The following is a 17,660-nucleotide window of genomic DNA, read 5'->3' on the forward strand; positions in this document are numbered from 1 at the left end:
GGCCACCCGTAGTGTTCTTGGGAGCCACCAAATAGGCTCCTTCCACCATGTGACGGCCACATGGTGGAAGGAACAGTTTCAATGGTACGTAGGATCAAGGCGAAGCTTATTCTCAAGCTCCGCGCAGACGGGCTTTCGGGCCGGGCGATCTCGACCTCGGTCGGGGCCTCGAGGAAAAGCATCACGACCGTTCTCGAGGCGGCCGAGCAACAATGCGTCGGCTGGGACGAGGTGCGGGAAAAGTCCGAGGGCGAGGTGTACGCCCTGCTGTTCCCGGGCCGCGGCGACCACCAGAGCGTGTTCGCCCAGCCGGACTGGGGCGCCATCCACCGTGAACTGGCCAAGGTCGGGGTGACGCTGAAGCTCCTGCATGGCGAATACCTCGATTCCCAGGCCGGCTCCGGGCAGGCGGTCATGGGCTACGACCGCTTCTGCAAGACATATCAGCGGTTCGTCCTGGAGTCCCACGCAACATCCCGGGTGCAGCACAAGGCCGGGATGAGCATCGAGGTGGACTGGTCGGGCCCCACCATGGAATTGGTCGATCCGGTCACCGGGACGCGGAGCAGGGTCTACCTGTTCGTCGCGTGCCTGCCGTTCAGCCGGTACGCCTTCGTGGAGGCGACCTTGGACATGAAGCAGGACAGCTGGCTGCGTGCGCACGTGGCGATGTTCGAGGCCTTCGGCGGTTCTGTGCCACGCATTGTGCCGGACAACCTGAAGACCGGGGTGATCAAGCACCCCGCCGAGGGCGAGATCGTGCTCAACGATTCCTACCGCCACCTGGCCGCCCACTACGGGGCGGCGGTGCTGCCGGGCCGTGTCCGGGCCCCGAAGGACAAGGCCAGCGTGGAAAACACCGTGAGCCACGTGGCCACGTGGGTGATCGCCGGGCTGCGGAAGACCACGTTCGGGTCGCTGGGGCAGTTGCGGGCCGCCATCCGTGAGCGCGTCGAGGCCTACAACCAGGAGCCCTTCCAGAAACGTGCAGGGTCCCGCAAATCGGTGTTCCTGGCCGAGGAGCAGCCCCTGATGAACCCGTTGCCGGCGGCCGCCTACGAGATCAGCACCTGGGTCTACGGGCGGAAGGTCGCCCGGAACAGCTACGTCTCGTGGCGGAAGAACTTCTACTCGGTGCCGATGTCCAGCATCGGCGCCACCGTGGACCTGCGGCTGACCGAGTCCGTACTGGAGGTCTATCGGAACCACGAGCGGCTCACCAGCCACCGGCTGCTGCCGGCCGAGGCCCTGAACCAGTACCGCACCAACGACGCCGACATCCCGCCCGAGCGCCAGTGGCAGCACTGGGACACCGCCCGGGTCAAGGAGTGGGCCTCGCGCACCGGGCCGTGCACGCTGAACGTGGTGGAACGGATCTTTGAAGCCGTACAGGTCCAAGAGCAGGGCCTCAACGCCGCGCTGGCGGTGCTGCGCCTGAGCCGGCGCTATGGCCCGGCACGGCTGGAGGCGGTCTGCCGGATCGCGCTGCAGAGTCAGGTCCGCTCCCCACGCTACGCCCACCTGCGCCCGCTGCTGGAAACAGGCCAGGACCAGAACCTGGCCACACAGCCCGAGCTCTTCCACAACGACGGCGGCTATGTCCGCGGCGGCGACTACTACGCGGGAGGCACCCGATGAGCTCACTGGATATCGAGACCAAGCGGAAGCTGCGCGAGATGAACGCCATCGAGATGCTCCAGGCCTTCGAGGCACAGGACGAAATCCTGAGCATGGCGTTGAGCTTCGATGAGCGGGTGCGGCTCATCGTCGACGAGGCGCATTCGACGTTCACCACTTCCAAGGTCGGCGGCCTGATCAGCCGCGCCAAGCTGCGCTACCCCAACGCCGATTTGCGGCAGGTGGACCTGGTCGAGGAACGCGGGCTGAACCGCAGTATGCTCACCGCCTTGGGCAGTTGCGCCTTCATCGAGCAGAACCAGAACGTGGTCTTCCAGGGATTCACCGGTTCCGGAAAGTCGTACCTGGGCTGCGCCCTGGCCAAGCAGGCCTGCCGCAACCGGATCCGCACCCACTACGTGCGCATGCCGGACCTCGAGGAGGAATGGGTCCAGGCCCAGGACAAGCCGCTGGGCGCCGCGAAGTTCCTGAAAAAGTACGGGGCCTTCACGCTGCTGGTCGTAGACGAGTGGTTGTTGGACCGCCCCAGCGGCGACTTCCTCCGCATGCTCCTGGAACTCATGGAACGGCGCTACGGGTCGACGTCGACGGTGTTCTGCACCCAGTACCAGCAGAAGGACTGGCACCAGCGCCTCGGCTCCGGCGTCCACGCCGACGCGATCATGGACCGGATCATCCACAACACCATTTGGATCGAGACCGGTAGCTACAACATGAGAGAGAAGACCGGCGCCGTCCAGGCATAGCCAGGCCCGTTGGGGACCGGTGGCTCCCGCCCAGGGAGGTACTGGCCCCCAACGGCAATATCACTGGCCCCCAACGGCAATAATGGGTGGTCCCCAAACCGTCGAATACTCAGGGAGATGCCCTGCATGGGCCGCGGATCGAGGGACGCAAAACCTATTTGTTCGCGTTCCTCGATGACCATTCCCGGATGGTGGTCGCCTCCCGGTGGGCCTTCGCCGAGGACACCGTCCGCCTGGCCGCGGTGCTGCGTCCGGCCCTGCAAACCCACGGAATACCACGTCAGGTCTATGTCGACAACGGCAGTGCCTTTGCTGACAAGGCACTTCAGCGGGTCACGGCGAAGCTGGGGATCAGGTTGGTTCATTCGGCCCCCTACCGCCCCCAGGGAAGGGGCAAAATTGAGCGGTTCTTCAATACCGTGACCCAGCAATTCCTGGGTGAAATCACCGTCACCAACCAGCCCTCGCTTCCGGGCACCGGGCAGGGATCGGAGATCTCCACCCTGCAAGAACTGAACGCGCTCTTCACCTCCTGGGTGCAGGTTCTCTATCACCGCACCATCCACTCCACCACCGGGCAAACACCGCTTGAGCGCTGGGATGCCAGCTGGGTCAAACGCACCCCGGTACGCAAATCCCCGGACCAGGTCAGTGAGGCATTCCTCTGGTCCGAGAAACGTAAGGTCACCAAGACTGCCACGATCTCCCTGCTGGGCAACACCTACCAGGTGGACCCGGTGCTGGCAGGAACCCGGGTCGAACTCATCTATGATCCCTTCGACCTGGCCGCCCCCATCGCCGTGCACTCCCACCTGGGAGTCCCGGCCGGAACCGCGACCCTGCTTCAGATTCGTCGGCACGTGCACCCGAAGGCCAAGAATGCGGCCGCCGACCGGGACGCCGGGGCCCAAAACGTTTCCACCGGCATCGATTACCTGCGCCTGCTCGAGGACCAACACAAACACACCATGAGCGGGGCTCCGATCAGCTTCGAGAAACTCGCCACCCCGTCCAGAAACACCGACACCGCCAAAGCGCACCACCGCCAGGAGAACACGCCGTGAGCATCACGTCACTGCAAAGCCATTACGGTTTTTCCCGCATGCCCTTCAGCGCGGACATCCCGCCCCAGGCGCTGCATCCGCACCCCGGGCACCGCGAGGCGATCGCCCGGATCCACTGGTGCATCGGCCAACGCCAAATGGGTGTGATCACCGGGGAGGTCGGTGCCGGGAAAACCGTCGCGGTGCGCGCGGCACTGGCCGGGCTCGAGGCCTCCCGCCACCAGGTCATCTATCTTCCGGACCCGACCATCACCATGCGCGGCATCCATGCCACCATCGTTTCGGCCCTGGGCGGCCAGCCTTCCTTCTATTCCGGGGTACTGGCCACCCAAACCGCGGCACTGCTGGCCGGGGAGCTGGACGACCGTTCCCGCCTGCCGGTCGTGGTCATCGACGAGGCGCACCTTTTGAGCAACACCGAGCTGGAATCCCTGCGCATGCTCACCAACACGGCCCTTGATACCGGGTCCCACTTCGCATTGCTGCTCATTGGGCAACCCACGCTGCGCAGGCGCCTGAAGATGGCCGTCCTGGCCGCGCTGGACCAGCGCATCGGCACCCGTTTCACCCTCACCGGCATGAACCTGGCCGACACAGCCAGCTATATCAAAGCGCATCTCGGTTTTGCGGGCAGATCGGACACGCTGTTCTCCGAGGATGCCGTTACCGCCATCCACCAGGCCTCCCGGGGTTACCCGCGAGCGGTGAACAACCTCGCCGTCTCCGCGTTGATCGCCACCTACGCCGGCAACAAGACCATCGTCGACCAGGCCGCGGCGCAATCCGCGATCACCGAAAACAGCGAATAGGAGCCCGGCACCGACGACGACCACGCCGTCAGCAAGACAACGAATGCCCTGCCGAAACCCCTCGGCAGGGCATTTCCATGGGCGGCTCGTCGTCAAACCCGGTGACGCGAAGATCGTCAAACAACGCGACGGTCAACATCCCTACATCTACTCGGCCCGGTACGTCGCGGGGTTGATGGCCCAGTCTCGGTTTGCACTGGGTCCGCGGCTGCCTGCGGCAACATACAAATCGCTGATTGGGTTGTTGAGCGTTGCTGATCCGGGAATCTAAGTTCGGAAAGACCCGTCTCGTACCCTTCCAGAATGGGGCCAGGGAGGCCATGGGCTCCTATGCAAAACTGCGGGGTGCGGTGCATCCCCAGCGCCAGACCAACGCGTTCCTCGTGACCGTCACCGGAAAGGGGCTCTTCTATACCGTGGTGGGCGGGACCTTCCGGGACCTATGCGCGAAGGCGGCGTGGGAGTCGGCGCGCCACACAGCCCTAAGCTCCACGACCTGAGGCACACGTTCGCGGCGAATACCTTGGTGAAGTGGTACCTGCAGGGAGCCAACGAGCCTGCCCGGACGCCGCATCTCTCGACATATCTCGGACACCGGGACCCGGGGTTCACTTACTGGTACCTCTCGGCAGCGTCGGGCTTTTGGCCCTTGCCGCCGACTGCCTCGGGGATGCCGCTTCCAGCAGCGAAGAAGACCAACCATGAGCACGATCGCACCGACCGTACAGTTGTCCTTCACCGACCGGATGGCCAGACAGCGCCAGGCAAGTTCACGCACTAGTGCTTCCTACCGCGGCACCTTCCGGCTGTTGTTTTAGTTCGTTCATCGATTGGGTGCCATTCGGCCCATGTTCGCCGATGCCTCGTTGCGTCACCCGGAGCACTCAGCGCTGATCTCCGGTGTCCTGGGGATACCTCCGAAACGATTCGACAAGGCTACGTCTTCCTACCTCACGCCGGCAGAAGTCGGGGCGCTCATCGCGGCAGCGCACCGCTCATGCTGGTCAGGCCGACGAAACCACGCACTGCAGATATTAGCCATCCAAGCAGGACTGCGCGTCTCAGAGCTGACAAGCCTCAACGGCAGTTACATTGGCCCGCGCACCGGAGTCCACATCCAATGCCGCGGCAAGGAACGCGAGGAACGCGCCGTTCCCTTGACCCATCCCACGGCATTGGTCCTGAAAGGAGAGCCGAACGCAACGGCCCGTCGATCCATTGTTCTCCACGCGCAAGGGGAGGCGCTTGAGCCGCGACGCCGTTGAACAACGATTGGCCAAGCACGACGCCACGGCCGCATTGACGTGCGAGAAGCTGCAGACCAAGAAGATCACCCCGCACACCCTGCGCCACACCACGGCGATGACGTTTGTGTGTGATCGACTATCTTTAGGCCGTTTCAGCCAAGAATGTAAGCCAAGTTGGCGGCCCATTTCAGGCCAAAAGAGCGGTAAGAACTAGGCCAGTAAATTCATCCCGGAGCACATCATTCCGGCTTTGGCTTGGAGATAGAGATCACCCGGTGGTTCGGAGTCCAGTCCAGAGTGTCAAAAGACATGGGCCCGCCGCCGGCCGATAAGTTCCTTACGGCGCTGCCATTGCAAAGCGTGTGCGCCGGAAGGGCTGGAAAGCAGATGACGGTACCCATGTCGTTACAAGAAAATATCAGAAAATTGGATTCCCAAGGAGTCCCCGTCCGTGAGATCGCACGTAGGTTGGGCATCAGCCGGACTTCGGCAGCCAAATACGCCAAGCAAGAAGACTTCTCCCCGGCAGCACCGTTGCCCGCAGCCAGACCTGGAGCCTCGGTGTTGACCGGCTTTGATCACATCATTGAACAGTGGTTGAGCGAGGATGCACGTCGGCCACGGAAACAACGGCATACGGCTAAGCGAGTTTTTGACCGTCTCGTAGAAGAGCATGGCTTCACCGGCACCTATTCGCCGGTCCAGCGCCACATGAAGCAATGGATCGCACGGAACCGCACCACCGGGGAAGGCTTCACAGAATTGGTTTGGCCCGCCGGCACCGTGCAAGTCGACTTCGGCCAAGCCGAAGCCATCATCGCCGGGATACGGCAGGTCATCCACATCTTCGTGGTGAGCTTCCCGTTCTCGAACATGCGCTTCGTGCAGGCGTACCGAGGAGAAACGGCAGAATGCGTGGCCCACGGCCTGCGGACGGTGTTCGAACACATTGGGGCCGTGCCACGCCACATGGTGTTTGATAACGCCACGGGCATCGGCAGACGGGTAGGAACCAAGGTCGTGGAGACCAAGCTGTTTGCCGCATTCAAACTCCACTACCGCACAGAATCACGCTACTGCAATCCATATTCTGGCCACGAGAAGGGCAGCGTGGAAAACGCGGTGGGGTTTCTCCGCCGCAATTTTATGGTCCCTGAACCGGAAGCCGCCACTTTGGAGGGTTTGAACAAGAGGTTCATGGCCAAATGCGACGCGTTGGCCTCCACCGTCCACTACCGCAAAGGGCTGCCCTTGGGTGAACTATTCGCCCAAGACGTCGCCGCGTCCCTGGAGTTGCCGGGGGTCGGGTTCGAGGCGGTGCGTTACGAGTCCCGTAGGGCCGACAGAGTCGGGAACTTACTCGTGGACGGGAACACTTACGCGGCCGGTTCCTCGTTCCATGGGCGACTGCTCACGGTGGGGCTGGGGCATGAGGTGGTGCAGATCTTGGATGAGCATTCCGCACCGGTCCGCACCTTCGGTCGAGTTTTTGGTAAGCAGACCGAGACGATCTTCGAGCCCTCTTCCTTGGTGCCGCTGCTGGTGACCAAGCCCGGGGCGTGGTCTCATTCTCCGTTACGTACCTTGGTCACTGATCCGGTGCGTGACTGGTTGGATAAGGCGACCGCCACGGATCGGCGGCGGCTGTTCAATGCGGTGGATGCCGTATCCGGGACCACCGGGTTCGAGCATGCAATACAGGCCGCAGACACGCTGATCCAGCGTGGGGACGGACCGGACATGGCCATGCTGGGCATGCTCGCCCGTCGCCTGGCCGACGGCACCGAACCTTCGGCAGCGAACGTGGATTTGAGCGTTTATGACACTTTCACCACCTTGAATATGAGCACGGGAGAAGTCGCATGAACCCGATTACCGTCCAAGACCTCCTCGATGCTGGCAAGCATGCTTCCTTGACCGGCAGCGTATTGAGCGAATGGGCTGAGAAAGGCACCCCGAAGCAACGTGAATACCTGCACGGGGTGCTGGTGGCCGAGCATGAATCCAGGCTCGAATCTCGGCGCCAGCGGTTGTTGAAGGCTGCACGGTTGCCGGCGATGAAGTCTCTGACAGGATTCGACTACAGCAACGTCAGGTTCCCCGACGACTATGGAAGCCATCCCCTTGAATCCTTGGACTTCATAGATCGCGCCCAAGACTTGGTCCTTTACGGGGACGTGGGGACGGGCAAGACTCATATGGCGACCGCTCTGGTGGTCGCAGCGTGCCAGCGGGGCATCGCGGCGAAGTTCTTCACCACCTCGGCGTTGGTGATGATGCTGAGGCGGGCGAAGGAGGAGGGTCGGTTGGATAAGGAACTTGCGTCCTTGGCCAAGAATCAATTAATCGCGATTGACGAGCTGGGATACCTGCCGATCGATACCGAAGGGGCCAGGTTGTTGTTCCAGGTGATCGCGGATGGGTATGAAAAGCGGAGCCTGATCATCACGACAAACCTCGAGTTCTCGAGGTGGGGAACGGTGTTCGGGGATGACAACATGGCTGCGGCTGTCATTGATCGTTTGGTGCACCACGGGAGGCTGTTGCAGTTCCGTGGTGAGTCCTATCGGGTCAAAAATGCGCTCATGAAATAGCTTGGCGCTGAAATGGACCAGAAGTGAGCCAAGGTGGTCTAGTTCTTAGCGCTTTAATGGCCTACTTAAATTTGACGAAACACAGACGTTCCTGCATGCCGGCGACGTTTGCAAGGTCAGCGCGTTATAGCTCGGTGGCGCCGACGTCCGGTCATCGAACACGTACATGTACATGTACATGTACGTCGACATGACCATCAAGGAACGGGCTATCGCCCTGACCACATCAATTGCTTCGCCGCCAGGACGATGCCAGGGACCGGACAGCCTCGTGGACTTCCTGAAGAGCTTGCAACTATGCCGCCACGACATCTATCGCAACTAACAAGAGGCCCGGCATCGACACGTAACTGGACCGCCCCGCGCCTTGGATATCGACATATTCCCGGTCTCGACGAGCTGGGATATCTACCGAACGATATCGAAGAGACCAGGCTGCCGTTTCAGGTGATCACGTGACGGGCATGAATAGCGTAGCCTGATCATCACCACAAATTTGGAGATTTCCCGGCGGGGATCGGTGTTCGGCAATGACAACATAGCCGCGGCCGTCATCGACCGGCAGGCGCACCACGGAAGGCTCCTACAGTTCCCGGCGAGTCCTACCGGGTCAGGAACGCCCTCATGAAATAGGCCAAATGCCAACATGGCAGGAAATCGAGCCCAAGTGGCCTGATTCTTAGCGCTTTAATGACCGGCCTAAAATTGATCTCGCGCCATCACCTCCGCCAGGCGCTACGGGCAGGTGGCCGTGCGTCCGGCGCATTCGGGGCATCGTATCGGCGTAGTAAAGAAGAACGACCACACGGCAACTCACCGCCGGTGGCCGACCGTGCAGCACGGAGCCATCTTCGAGCAGACCATGGCAACCAATGAGAGCCTGGGAACATTGGCGGTCCCGTACCCGGTGATCCTCAGCGAGGAACGCATCGCCAGCCGCTAGGCGTTGGTTGCCTGGTGCGGGAACTACCATTCGGTGCCGCCGAAATTCCCCCATGCGAAGGATACTGTGCCGCACCGGCCGGGCATCACGCAATTGCATAGAACATCACCGCGGTGGACGGGACCGTAATCGCTCCGCACCAACGTGCCATCAACAGCCTGGGCGCCATCATCGCAGGATGGCGGGCTAACAGCTATTGCCGGAGCCCGCACCCTCAAACCACACGGGCGCAAGTAGCGCATCCCGTCAGGAATCGAGGCCCTGTCCGCCGCCGCCATCCTGCTGTGTGGGACACCCGAAACCACGCCGGAACCGGCGGCAAATTCCTTGGCTGTCTATGAACGTGGCACCTTGGACAGTACCCACCTTGCACGATTTCCGAAACCACACCCAGCCATACACGCATCGACCACATCTGCAGAATAACTGGGCGGCCGAAGCCCACCCGGGTCAGTTGGTCGAGGCAACCACTGCGGGCGGTCCACCACCGAAACCCTCGCCAGTCCTGGATTATGCCCACGATCCCGACTACTTGCTCATACCTGCTCCCCCGGCCGTTCTCTTGGCACCAATCGCTGGGCATGCGGCATTTTCCCTGCGATGGTCATAGGAGCCTTTTACAGGAATCGGGCCGTCTGTTCGCGCATCTATGACCGCCATACCCGAGGCCTGTCTTTTGATTCTCATCCACGAGGAGTCGGAAACGTCCCATGGATGCAACTACTGAGAGATGCCAGGCCGGCATACGACCGATGGCTGCAATCACATTGCCTTCCAATGGGCAGCAAGCATATCCATGAAAATAGACGGCATTATGCTGGGCTAGAAATCTACGTCTTCAATGTAGCTGTGACCCGCTGGCTGTCTTCATGTGGAATGTCGGGCGGACACAAGAAGAGTTCGACAGGATTTATGGCGCTTATTCAAGTGGTCTCAATGGTCGATCACCAATGCGTGTTGGGAAATGGCTAATCATCACCGACAATCTTGATACCGCCGAGAATCGGCATCAGCCGGGTCGTTTCACGTGAAACATCGTCACTTGCAGGGCGTCCCCATCATTCTCTGCTCTGCGCAACCGACATTTCGGGTCGCCACAGATTCTTGGAATTCGTGAATATTTGACTCTTTGAGAGGCAACAATATTGCCGCTCAGAGGCACTTCGCCAAAAAGCGAACATTCTCCTTCAGAGCCACTTATAGCGATCTTGAGAGCCATGAGTTAGCTCCTTAGGCCAGGTAAAAGACACATCGTGGATGGAACAGTGAACAGCTGCGCGGCCGCACAGGGCGAGGACTGCACCAGCGGCTCAGGTCTTGGGCTCACCACGACGCGATCATGGACCGGATCATCCACAACACCATCTGGATCGAGACCGGAAGCTACAACATGCGCGAGAAGATCGGCGCCGATTAGGAATAGATAGGCCCGTAGGAGGCCGCTGACTTCCTCCCAGGAAGGTACTTGCCCCCAACGTCAATAATGGGCGCTCCCCAAAGCGACGGATACTCAGGAAGCTCGTGTCAGTATCTTTAAGGAAAATTTTCCTCTCCAGCATGCAACAAAAGAGACGTTGGAGACTACCTCGGAAAGACCAGAAACTTGTTCTTGGAATTCACCTGTAGCGTTCCTGGGTGCCACGCTGTCCCTGAGTACGCGTCGTACAAGGTGGTGATTGGTGTGGGCCGCTCGATTGTCCCTCCAACGCCCTTCTCGGCGGGCTTCTGGCGCTCGCGGTTCACGCGGTGCTGCCCTTCACGCATCATCAGCAGAAGGACTTACACCAGCGACTTGGTTTCGGCGTTCCTGTAGAGGCGATCATCCGCATCACGATTTCCATTGAGCCCCAAACATGCAGCATCCGGGAGCAGACCAAGGCGGAGCTGGAACAGATAGGAACTTCGGTGGCCCCGTCTCCCCCAAAGAACGTGTGGCCCCCAGTGGCAATATCTGAAGGCCCAAACCCGCGGATACACATTGGAACGCAGGCTTCAGTCACGCAGCTTCCGGACGAACGCTTGATGATTTCCGGCCGGCGACGTGCCGAGTCGGATGCAACGCAGGGCAGCGCATAGGTAGATCGTCGTCCAGCCCATGCAGCATCACCTTGGTTCAGGTTCATCTCATGACCACGAAAGGATCCGATGTTGCAGATGTCGTACGACGATCCACGCGATTTGCCCCGCACGCTCCCTGCGGCACATACGCGCCCTAAGAGCCCCTCATCGCAAGGTGGGCGGGTCGTGTCACCGTTGGGGCTCGTGGAGCCCATCAGCGGCTTCTGAGTGGTCTTGCGCGGAGTGATGTCACGGAATTTCCGGCGTGGTCATCGCGCGGGGTAATACTGCCTTAAACAAAAGTTGGAGTGTTTCACGTGAAACACTCCAACTTCGCAAGTCTTGCTCCTTACTCCACTTGGGAATCCGGTGACAACACGCTCATGATGCGGTTCAGGTCGTCGACACTGGCAAATTCGATGCTTACCCGCCCTTTCCGAGCACCCAACGAGATCTTCACGCTTGTATCCAGTCGATCGGAGAGCGAGGTTGCCAGGAAATCCAAGCGCTCATGGCGCGGGGTCAGCTTCGGCGTTGCGCTCTTTCGAGGCTTTTCCTGTCCGTCACTCAGGGCTACGGCTTCTTCTGTGGCCCGGACGGACATGCCCTCGTTGACGATACGCTGGGCCAGCTGCTCGATCGCTGCAGCGTCAACAAGTCCCAGCAGTGCACGGGCGTGTCCGGCAGATATAACTCCGGCAGCCACTCTACGTTGCACGAGGGCAGGCAATTTCATCAGACGGATGGTGTTCGAGATCTGAGATCGTGAACGCCCGATTCGTTCTGACAGCACTTCTTGTGTGCAAGCAAATTCGCTCAGGAGTTGCTGGTATGCGGCGGCCTCTTCGAGAGGGTTAAGCTGCGAACGATGGAGGTTCTCCAGTAGTGCATCCCGGAGTAGATCATCGTCTTGCGTTTCCCGGACGATTGCCGGAATTGTTGTCAGACCTGCTGCCTGAGTTGCACGCCAGCGGCGTTCACCCATGACGATCTCGTAGGGTTCCTTGTCATTCTCCCGTGAAGGACGAACAACAATCGGCTGAAGTAAGCCCACTTCGCGAATGGAATGGACCAATTCGGCCATATGTTCTTCGTCGAAGTACGAACGCGGTTGCTTCCGGTTCGGGTGGATCTGATCGACGGAAAGCTCCGCAAAGCTGGCACCAGGAACCTCAACCAGACTGCTGGAATCGACGTCGTTGGCGTCTAGCTCCCCCGCGCGTCCGGAGGAAGCAATGAGACCGGGCATCTGGGCCCTACGCTTTTTGGCCGCTGCAGAGGGAGCCGAAATCGATTTGGAATTCTCCGCGGCGACTTCTTCCTCGGTCTTCCCCGGCACGAAGAACATATCGACCGGCCGCGCTTTTTTGCCATTTGCCGCGCTCACGGCGGGCTTGCCTTTGGCAGCGGTCAGTTCCGGGCTCTTTGCAGACCTTGCGGTTGCCGGCTTCGATGTTCCACGTGAAACATTCTTCGGAGCATCCTCCTCGGTTTCCGCGACAGGGCTGCTCGAAATCAAGGCACCAAGACCTCGTCCTAAACCACGTCGCTTTTCCGACATTGGAAGTTACTCCCTTTCGACACCGTTGCTATTTGAACCCAAGGCAATTCTACTGGGTGGTGATTGATTGTAGAGGACGCGGCTCACGGGTATGCCCCGCGGACGTCAAAAGCGGTCATCTGCACCCTACCTGACCCCGGGGCATACATCTAGCCGCCGCAAAAACGCTTTGTAGAAAATAACAGACAAAAACAACTGAAAAAGCCACTTATCCGACAGCTCGAAAAGATTCGACACTATTTCACGGGCGCGGCAAGATTCCGGGCCGACATCGGCAACTCTACTTGGTGCCGCGCTCAGCGATCTCGGCAGCTGCTTCCAAATAGGAAAGCGCCCCCGTCGAACTCGAGTCATACGTGATGACCGTTTGCTGGTAGCTGGGAGCTTCGGATATGCGGACGCTCCGAGGGATCAAGGCCTGCAGCACCTGGTTTGGGAAGTGCTCCCGAACTTCGCTAGCAACCTGCGCTGCCAGGTTTGTCCTGCCATCGTACATAGTCAAAAGAATCGTCGAGACGGTGAGATCCGAGTTGAGATGCTTCTGGATCATTTCGATGTTCTTTAAGAGCTGGCTAAGGCCTTCAAGTGCGTAGTACTCGCACTGAATGGGAATTAGGACTTCGCGTGCGGCAACAAACGCATTAACAGTCAGCAGGCCTAGGCTTGGCGGGCAATCAATGAATACATAGTCCAAGCGGTCCATGCCATGCAGATCGCGATACTGAGCGTACTGCTCCAGTGCGCGTCGAAGCCGTTGCTCGCGGGCCACCAGCGATACGAGTTCGATCTCCGCACCAGCCAAATGGATGGTTGCAGGAGCTACCGTCAGGTTATCGATGTCAGGACAAATGGCCACGACGTCGGCTAGTGGAAGATCGTTGATGAGCACATCGTAAATGCTGTCAACATCAGCGTGATGCTCGATGCCCAACGCGGTCGAGGCATTGCCCTGTGGATCGATATCGATCACAAGAACATTCAGGCCCGCAATGGCCAACGCTGCAGCAATGTTCACGGTGGTGGTTGTCTTGCCTACGCCACCCTTTTGGTTGCTGACAGTCATGTAACGCGTGGTATCCGGCTTCGGCAGTTTTCGGCCGCTGAGCTTTTCCCGCCTTTTGTGTTCGCTAGCAAGCTGGCTTGCAAGTGGAGAACTGTCGTCAGTGGTATCGAAAACGTTTCGTGCCATCGCAGGTTCCTTCGCCACCACTGGGTCCTCTCCATCGGAATCCGTCAATTCCACTGCTTCGTTCTCGTCGAGAATCGTTGCAGTGGTAAAGATTGTTTCACGTGAAACATAGTCGGGCTCGGTTAAATCAATTGTTTTAGGTTGCTCTTGAGTGTTCGACGAACCAAAACTAGCAAAAAGCGCTGCAAACGGTGGAATCTTGTTGACGCTACGCTTCAAAACAGTTCTTTCTACTATCTCTGTCGGTGGCATCGAACCACCTGATACAGCCTATCGCTAAAGCGCTAGCCTACGTTGATACGCACCACGGTCGTCGGTTCGCGAAGAATATCTTCTCCCACGGTCACGACCTCAGTCTTTTTACCACCGAGACGACGAATCATCTTCGCTGCCTTCTCGACTTCCTCAGCAGCTGAACGCCCCTTGATGGCGAGGACGGTTCCTTTGCCATGAAGCAGGGGGATCGTGAGCCCAGCAAGGTTGGTAAGAGCCGAAACTGCGCGGGCTGTCGCGAAGTCGGCGTTCACGCTTTCAATCACTTGCTCGGCACGTCCACGCATCACCGTAACGTTTTCGAGCCCGAGATCCTCAACGACTTCGTGCAACCAAATGCACCGACGCTCCAATGGCTCGATCAAGGTCAATTCTAGGTCGGCCCGGGCTAGGGCCAGGGTCAGACCCGGTAGCCCTGCCCCGCTGCCAACGTCGGCCACATGAGCACCCTGGTCAATCAAGTTGGCAACGACGGCACAGTTCAAGACATGCCGGGACCACAAACGTGGGACTTCACGGGGACCCAGCAGGCCGCGCTCCATTCCGGATGTGGCCAAATGCTGAACGTATCGCTCTGCAAGCCCCAAGCGGTCGCCGAACACGGTTCGGGCCGCCTGGCTCTCTTCGGCGGTAAGTTCTACTTCGTTGCTCATAAAGTGTTGTTCCTTGGTTCCAGGCTCAGGCGTCAGCGGGAGAGACAACGATGTGGCGACCGGGACCCTCGCCCTCGGACTCACTCTGCATGCCCAGGGCGGCCACACAATCGTGTACAAGCTTGCGTTCGTAGGCGCTCATGGGATCGAGCGCTACGCTTCCGCCGGTCGTCCCCACCTTGGCCACAGCTTCTTCGGCAATGCGCTTGAGATCGCCAGCACGACCTTGGCGGTAGCCAGTGATGTCCAGAACGAGTCGCGAACGGTTGCCTGTCGCGGTCAGGACAGCCAGTCGCGTGAGTTCCTGCAAGGAGTCCAAGACTTCCCCATTGGAACCGATAAGGCGACGCAACGACTTTTCGTCTTCCGGCTCGCCTGCGATTGAAATGTAGGTCCGTCCACCACGAACTTCAATGTCGATGTCGCCATCGAGGTCGGCAATATCCAGCAGTTCTTCGAGGTAGTCGGCAGCGATGTCGCCTTCTTCCTCGATGTTCCTGGCTTCGTTGCGAACGTCGTCCTCCTCCACCGGGCTTACGGTCTCGGCAGCTTCGCTTTCCTCAACATTGCTCATGGCTACTTCTTCTTCCTGTTCTTGCGCTGGGGCTGGACACGCTGCACCTTTGGCTCTTCAACTACTACCGCCGCGGCTTCCGCTTCTGCCTTCTTCTGGCCAACCGGAGGCAGGCCCTTGGCTGCACGGCGCTCATTGAGTTCGCGTTCTGCCTGGGAACCCGGAGTCGGGTTGTTGCGAATGACGTAGTACTGCTGGCCCAAGGTCCAAAGGTTCGTGGCGGTCCAGTAGATCAAGACACCGATCGGGAAGTTGATGCCACCAATACCGAAGACCAACGGAAGGATGTAGAGCATGATTTTCTGCTGCTGCATGAAGGGACCCTCGAGGGCTTCCTTCGTCATGTTCTTGGACATGATCTGCTTCTGCGTAATGAACTGCGAAGCCGTCATGGCAAGAATCATGATGATGGCAACAATGATCACCGCGGCGCTCGGAGCCCCGGAATTCAAGGTGTTCAGGAAGGTGTCGGAAAGGCGAGCGCCAAAGATGGACGACGCGTCAAAGCTTTTGATGTGTTCTGCCGAAAGCGCGCCAACGGCCGAATTGCTCGCGCTGGCCTTGGAAGCGTTGTTCAAAACCGTAAACAGTGCGAAGAAGAACGGCATCTGCACGAGCATCGGCAGGCAGGACGACAACGGGTTCGTCTTGTGTTTCTTGAAGAGCTGACGCTGCTCCGCAATCATGGCCTGCTGCGAAAGCTGGTCTTTCTTGCCCTTGTACTTGGCCTGAAGCTTGCGCAGGTCCGGCTGCAGGGCCTGCATGGCGCGCTGTGCCTTGATCTGCTTGACGAAGACCGGGATCAAGGCCGTACGGATCAAGAGCACCAGGAAGATGATGGACAGCGCCCACGTCCACCCCGAGTTGGGATCAAGTCCTATGAGCGTGAACAATTCGTGGAAGGCCCAGAGGATCCACGAAACTACATACCGAAACGGGCTCAGCAGCAGGTCAAAGAAATTTGTCATTACCGGTCATGCTCCTCAGGCCGCATCTGCGGCGTCTTCGTCGGCGGGAATCGGAGGATGATTCATCACCATGATCTTGGGGGTCTTGCCTTCTGGCCAAATTCGCCGGCCTTCGGGAACGTAATCGATCCCGCCATGGCTAAAAGGATTACATCTTAAGACACGCCAGATGGTTAATCCGATGCCTTTGATGGTGCCATGTACCGTGACTGCTTCAAGGCCGTAGGCCGAACAGCTGGGAAAGTAACGACAGACGTCGCCGTAGACAGGCGAAATGATCTTGCGATACACCATGAGAAACCCGATGATGAGATTTCTCGGGATATCTATAAGGAACCAGATGAGCCCGGTTCTGGGCCTACGATCCTTTTTCATGCTTAGCACCCGCCTTACGGACAACCGAATCAAGCCCAGAACGGACTTGCTGGCCTAGCTCGTCCCATTCGATGTCGGCAGAACCAGGTAATGCCCGGAGCACGACGTCGAGGCCGGTGGCATCCGCAGCGAACTGCTGAGCCAATGCACGCATTCTTCGCTTGACGAGATTGCGGTGCACGGCATTGCCAACGGCCTTGGAAACGATGAAACCAAAACGGTTATTGCCCTGGGGTTCTTCAGAGCGAACCCGTGCATATAGCACTACGTTCCGGCGCCCAGTTCGGGCGCCGGAACGTACAGTGGCTGTAAAGTCCTTCGAAAGGCGCAATCGCTGATTCTTTGGCAACACGACGTCACGCGTCGAGTCTGTAAAACAAAGAATCCACGAAAACCTGCGCTATTTCAGGACAGTAGTGCTTAATGGTTATGCAGAAAGTTCGACGCGACCCTTGCCACGGCGGGTTGCCAAGATGGCACGGCCTGCACGGGTACGCATACGAAGTCGGAAACCGTGCTTCTTGGCACGACGACGGTTATTCGGCTGAAAAGTCCGCTTGCTCACGGTAGTAACTCCAAGACGATCATGTGATGCGCCTTGCCCGTTGCTAATAAGTAGGGAAGAACAGGCCGACGCTCGTATTCAGGTGGCCCTCGTGGACTGCTCCGAGCTTTCGATAATCCGAAGACTTTCGAAGGCACCTCACAGTGCCAAAAGTGCACACATAGGACTACACAACGATAGGGGTGGAAGTGAGGGTACGTCAAATTGAACCGACCATGGCCCGGCAAGGACCACTGTGCGTGATGTGATGTTAATTGTGGATAGCCCGGTGGATAAACGCTTAAAACTAGCGAATATCGGGTCTGACACCATGGTCCTAGTTGTCAATTTTTACTTGCTAACACGCAGATTTGCAAGCCCTCGGGAGATATCCACCTCAAGTTATCCACCGTCTGTGCATAAC

At 59.1% G+C, this 17,660-nt stretch carries 17 protein-coding genes and 1 pseudogene; 10 read left to right on the forward strand and 8 right to left on the reverse strand.

Annotated features, from left to right (window positions below; translation table 11 throughout):
- The first annotated feature begins 81 nt into the window (after positions 1-81).
- The 10 genes and pseudogenes from istA (ABD687_RS13940) to ABD687_RS20745 form a co-directional block, all read left to right on the forward strand.
- On the forward strand, positions 82-1,638 hold the full coding sequence (gene istA, locus ABD687_RS13940; protein WP_310287146.1) for an IS21 family transposase: 1,557 nt from the start codon (positions 82-84) through the stop codon (positions 1,636-1,638).
- Positions 1,635-2,384 carry an ATP-binding protein gene (locus ABD687_RS13945; RefSeq protein ID WP_310287143.1) on the forward strand — a complete coding sequence of 250 codons (750 nt, stop codon included), beginning with the start codon at positions 1,635-1,637 and terminating at the stop codon, positions 2,382-2,384. Before istA (ABD687_RS13940) ends, ABD687_RS13945 begins: the two co-directional genes overlap by 4 nt.
- 86 nt (positions 2,385-2,470) lie before the next feature.
- Positions 2,471-3,448 carry a DDE-type integrase/transposase/recombinase gene (locus ABD687_RS13950; RefSeq protein ID WP_310290228.1) on the forward strand — a complete coding sequence of 326 codons (978 nt, stop codon included), beginning with the start codon at positions 2,471-2,473 and terminating at the stop codon, positions 3,446-3,448.
- Positions 3,445-4,257, forward strand: coding sequence for an ExeA family protein (locus ABD687_RS13955; RefSeq protein WP_310290224.1), 813 nt, complete (start codon positions 3,445-3,447; stop codon positions 4,255-4,257). The genes ABD687_RS13950 and ABD687_RS13955 overlap by 4 nt, the downstream gene beginning before the upstream one ends.
- Positions 4,258-5,105: 848 nt before the next feature.
- Positions 5,106-5,522, forward strand: a complete 417-nt coding sequence (locus ABD687_RS20735) for a tyrosine-type recombinase/integrase (protein WP_377700406.1) — start codon at positions 5,106-5,108, stop codon at positions 5,520-5,522.
- Positions 5,503-5,718, forward strand: a complete 216-nt coding sequence (locus ABD687_RS13960) for a site-specific integrase (RefSeq protein WP_310290221.1) — start codon at positions 5,503-5,505, stop codon at positions 5,716-5,718. The genes ABD687_RS20735 and ABD687_RS13960 overlap by 20 nt, the downstream gene beginning before the upstream one ends.
- A gap of 185 nt (positions 5,719-5,903) precedes the next feature.
- Positions 5,904-7,370 carry an IS21 family transposase gene (gene istA, locus ABD687_RS13965; protein WP_302266477.1) on the forward strand — a complete coding sequence of 489 codons (1,467 nt, stop codon included), beginning with the start codon at positions 5,904-5,906 and terminating at the stop codon, positions 7,368-7,370.
- Positions 7,367-8,098 carry an IS21-like element helper ATPase IstB gene (gene istB / locus ABD687_RS13970; RefSeq protein WP_302266476.1) on the forward strand — a complete coding sequence of 244 codons (732 nt, stop codon included), beginning with the start codon at positions 7,367-7,369 and terminating at the stop codon, positions 8,096-8,098. Before istA (ABD687_RS13965) ends, istB begins: the two co-directional genes overlap by 4 nt.
- 520 nt (positions 8,099-8,618) lie before the next feature.
- The gene (locus ABD687_RS20740; protein ID WP_367281570.1) at positions 8,619-8,726 is read left to right on the forward strand and encodes a hypothetical protein; all 108 of its coding nucleotides are present in this window, start codon (positions 8,619-8,621) and stop codon (positions 8,724-8,726) included.
- 1,615 nt (positions 8,727-10,341) lie between these two features.
- Positions 10,342-10,458: pseudogene (locus tag ABD687_RS20745) on the forward strand (ATP-binding protein); the annotation flags it as partial.
- A gap of 990 nt (positions 10,459-11,448) precedes the next feature.
- On the opposite strand, the gene ABD687_RS13975 reads toward ABD687_RS20745, so the two are convergent.
- The 8 genes from ABD687_RS13975 to rpmH form a co-directional block, all read right to left on the reverse strand.
- The gene (locus ABD687_RS13975) at positions 11,449-12,660 is read right to left on the reverse strand and encodes a ParB/RepB/Spo0J family partition protein (protein ID WP_264271055.1); all 1,212 of its coding nucleotides are present in this window, start codon (positions 12,658-12,660) and stop codon (positions 11,449-11,451) included.
- A 280-nt stretch (positions 12,661-12,940) separates the two neighbouring features.
- Positions 12,941-14,068 (reverse strand): ParA family protein, encoded by a 1,128-nt coding sequence (locus ABD687_RS13980; protein ID WP_372342950.1) that lies wholly within the window; start codon positions 14,066-14,068, stop codon positions 12,941-12,943.
- Between the two features lie 65 nt (positions 14,069-14,133).
- Entirely contained in the window at positions 14,134-14,775 is a 642-nt protein-coding gene (gene rsmG / locus ABD687_RS13985) for a 16S rRNA (guanine(527)-N(7))-methyltransferase RsmG (RefSeq protein ID WP_264271054.1), read from the reverse strand.
- A 25-nt stretch (positions 14,776-14,800) separates the two neighbouring features.
- Positions 14,801-15,349: a Jag family protein gene (locus tag ABD687_RS13990; RefSeq protein ID WP_264271053.1), complete on the reverse strand. Its 549-nt coding sequence runs from the start codon at positions 15,347-15,349 to the stop codon at positions 14,801-14,803.
- 2 nt (positions 15,350-15,351) lie between these two features.
- On the reverse strand, positions 15,352-16,317 hold the full coding sequence (yidC, locus tag ABD687_RS13995; RefSeq protein WP_310290215.1) for a membrane protein insertase YidC: 966 nt from the start codon (positions 16,315-16,317) through the stop codon (positions 15,352-15,354).
- 15 nt (positions 16,318-16,332) lie between these two features.
- Positions 16,333-16,692, reverse strand: coding sequence for a membrane protein insertion efficiency factor YidD (yidD, locus tag ABD687_RS14000; RefSeq protein WP_264271051.1), 360 nt, complete (start codon positions 16,690-16,692; stop codon positions 16,333-16,335).
- On the reverse strand, positions 16,676-17,044 hold the full coding sequence (gene rnpA / locus ABD687_RS14005; RefSeq protein ID WP_310290212.1) for a ribonuclease P protein component: 369 nt from the start codon (positions 17,042-17,044) through the stop codon (positions 16,676-16,678). Before rnpA ends, yidD begins: the two co-directional genes overlap by 17 nt.
- A gap of 75 nt (positions 17,045-17,119) precedes the next feature.
- Complete coding sequence (rpmH, locus tag ABD687_RS14010; protein WP_217390880.1) at positions 17,120-17,257, reverse strand: 50S ribosomal protein L34; 138 nt, start codon at positions 17,255-17,257, stop codon at positions 17,120-17,122.
- Positions 17,258-17,660 lie beyond the last annotated feature (403 nt).

It is taken from the genome of Paeniglutamicibacter sulfureus (assembly GCF_039535115.1).
GTDB classification, from domain to species: domain Bacteria; phylum Actinomycetota; class Actinomycetes; order Actinomycetales; family Micrococcaceae; genus Paeniglutamicibacter; species Paeniglutamicibacter sulfureus.

What these genes read in the sequence shown, in the direction of transcription:
- ABD687_RS13990 (WP_264271053.1), bottom strand. Translation starts at nt 15,349, where the DNA reads ATGAGCAATGTTGAGGAAAGCGAAGCTGCCGAGACCGTAAGCCCGGTG.
- ABD687_RS13945 (WP_310287143.1), top strand. Translation starts at nt 1,635, where the DNA reads ATGAGCTCACTGGATATCGAGACCAAGCGGAAGCTGCGCGAGATGAAC.
- istA (WP_310287146.1), top strand. Translation starts at nt 82, where the DNA reads ATGGTACGTAGGATCAAGGCGAAGCTTATTCTCAAGCTCCGCGCAGAC.
- yidD (WP_264271051.1), bottom strand. Translation starts at nt 16,692, where the DNA reads ATGAAAAAGGATCGTAGGCCCAGAACCGGGCTCATCTGGTTCCTTATA.
- yidC (WP_310290215.1), bottom strand. Translation starts at nt 16,317, where the DNA reads ATGACAAATTTCTTTGACCTGCTGCTGAGCCCGTTTCGGTATGTAGTT.
- istA (WP_302266477.1), top strand. Translation starts at nt 5,904, where the DNA reads ATGTCGTTACAAGAAAATATCAGAAAATTGGATTCCCAAGGAGTCCCC.
- ABD687_RS13975 (WP_264271055.1), bottom strand. Translation starts at nt 12,660, where the DNA reads ATGTCGGAAAAGCGACGTGGTTTAGGACGAGGTCTTGGTGCCTTGATT.
- ABD687_RS20735 (WP_377700406.1), top strand. Translation starts at nt 5,106, where the DNA reads ATGTTCGCCGATGCCTCGTTGCGTCACCCGGAGCACTCAGCGCTGATC.
- istB (WP_302266476.1), top strand. Translation starts at nt 7,367, where the DNA reads ATGAACCCGATTACCGTCCAAGACCTCCTCGATGCTGGCAAGCATGCT.
- rsmG (WP_264271054.1), bottom strand. Translation starts at nt 14,775, where the DNA reads ATGAGCAACGAAGTAGAACTTACCGCCGAAGAGAGCCAGGCGGCCCGA.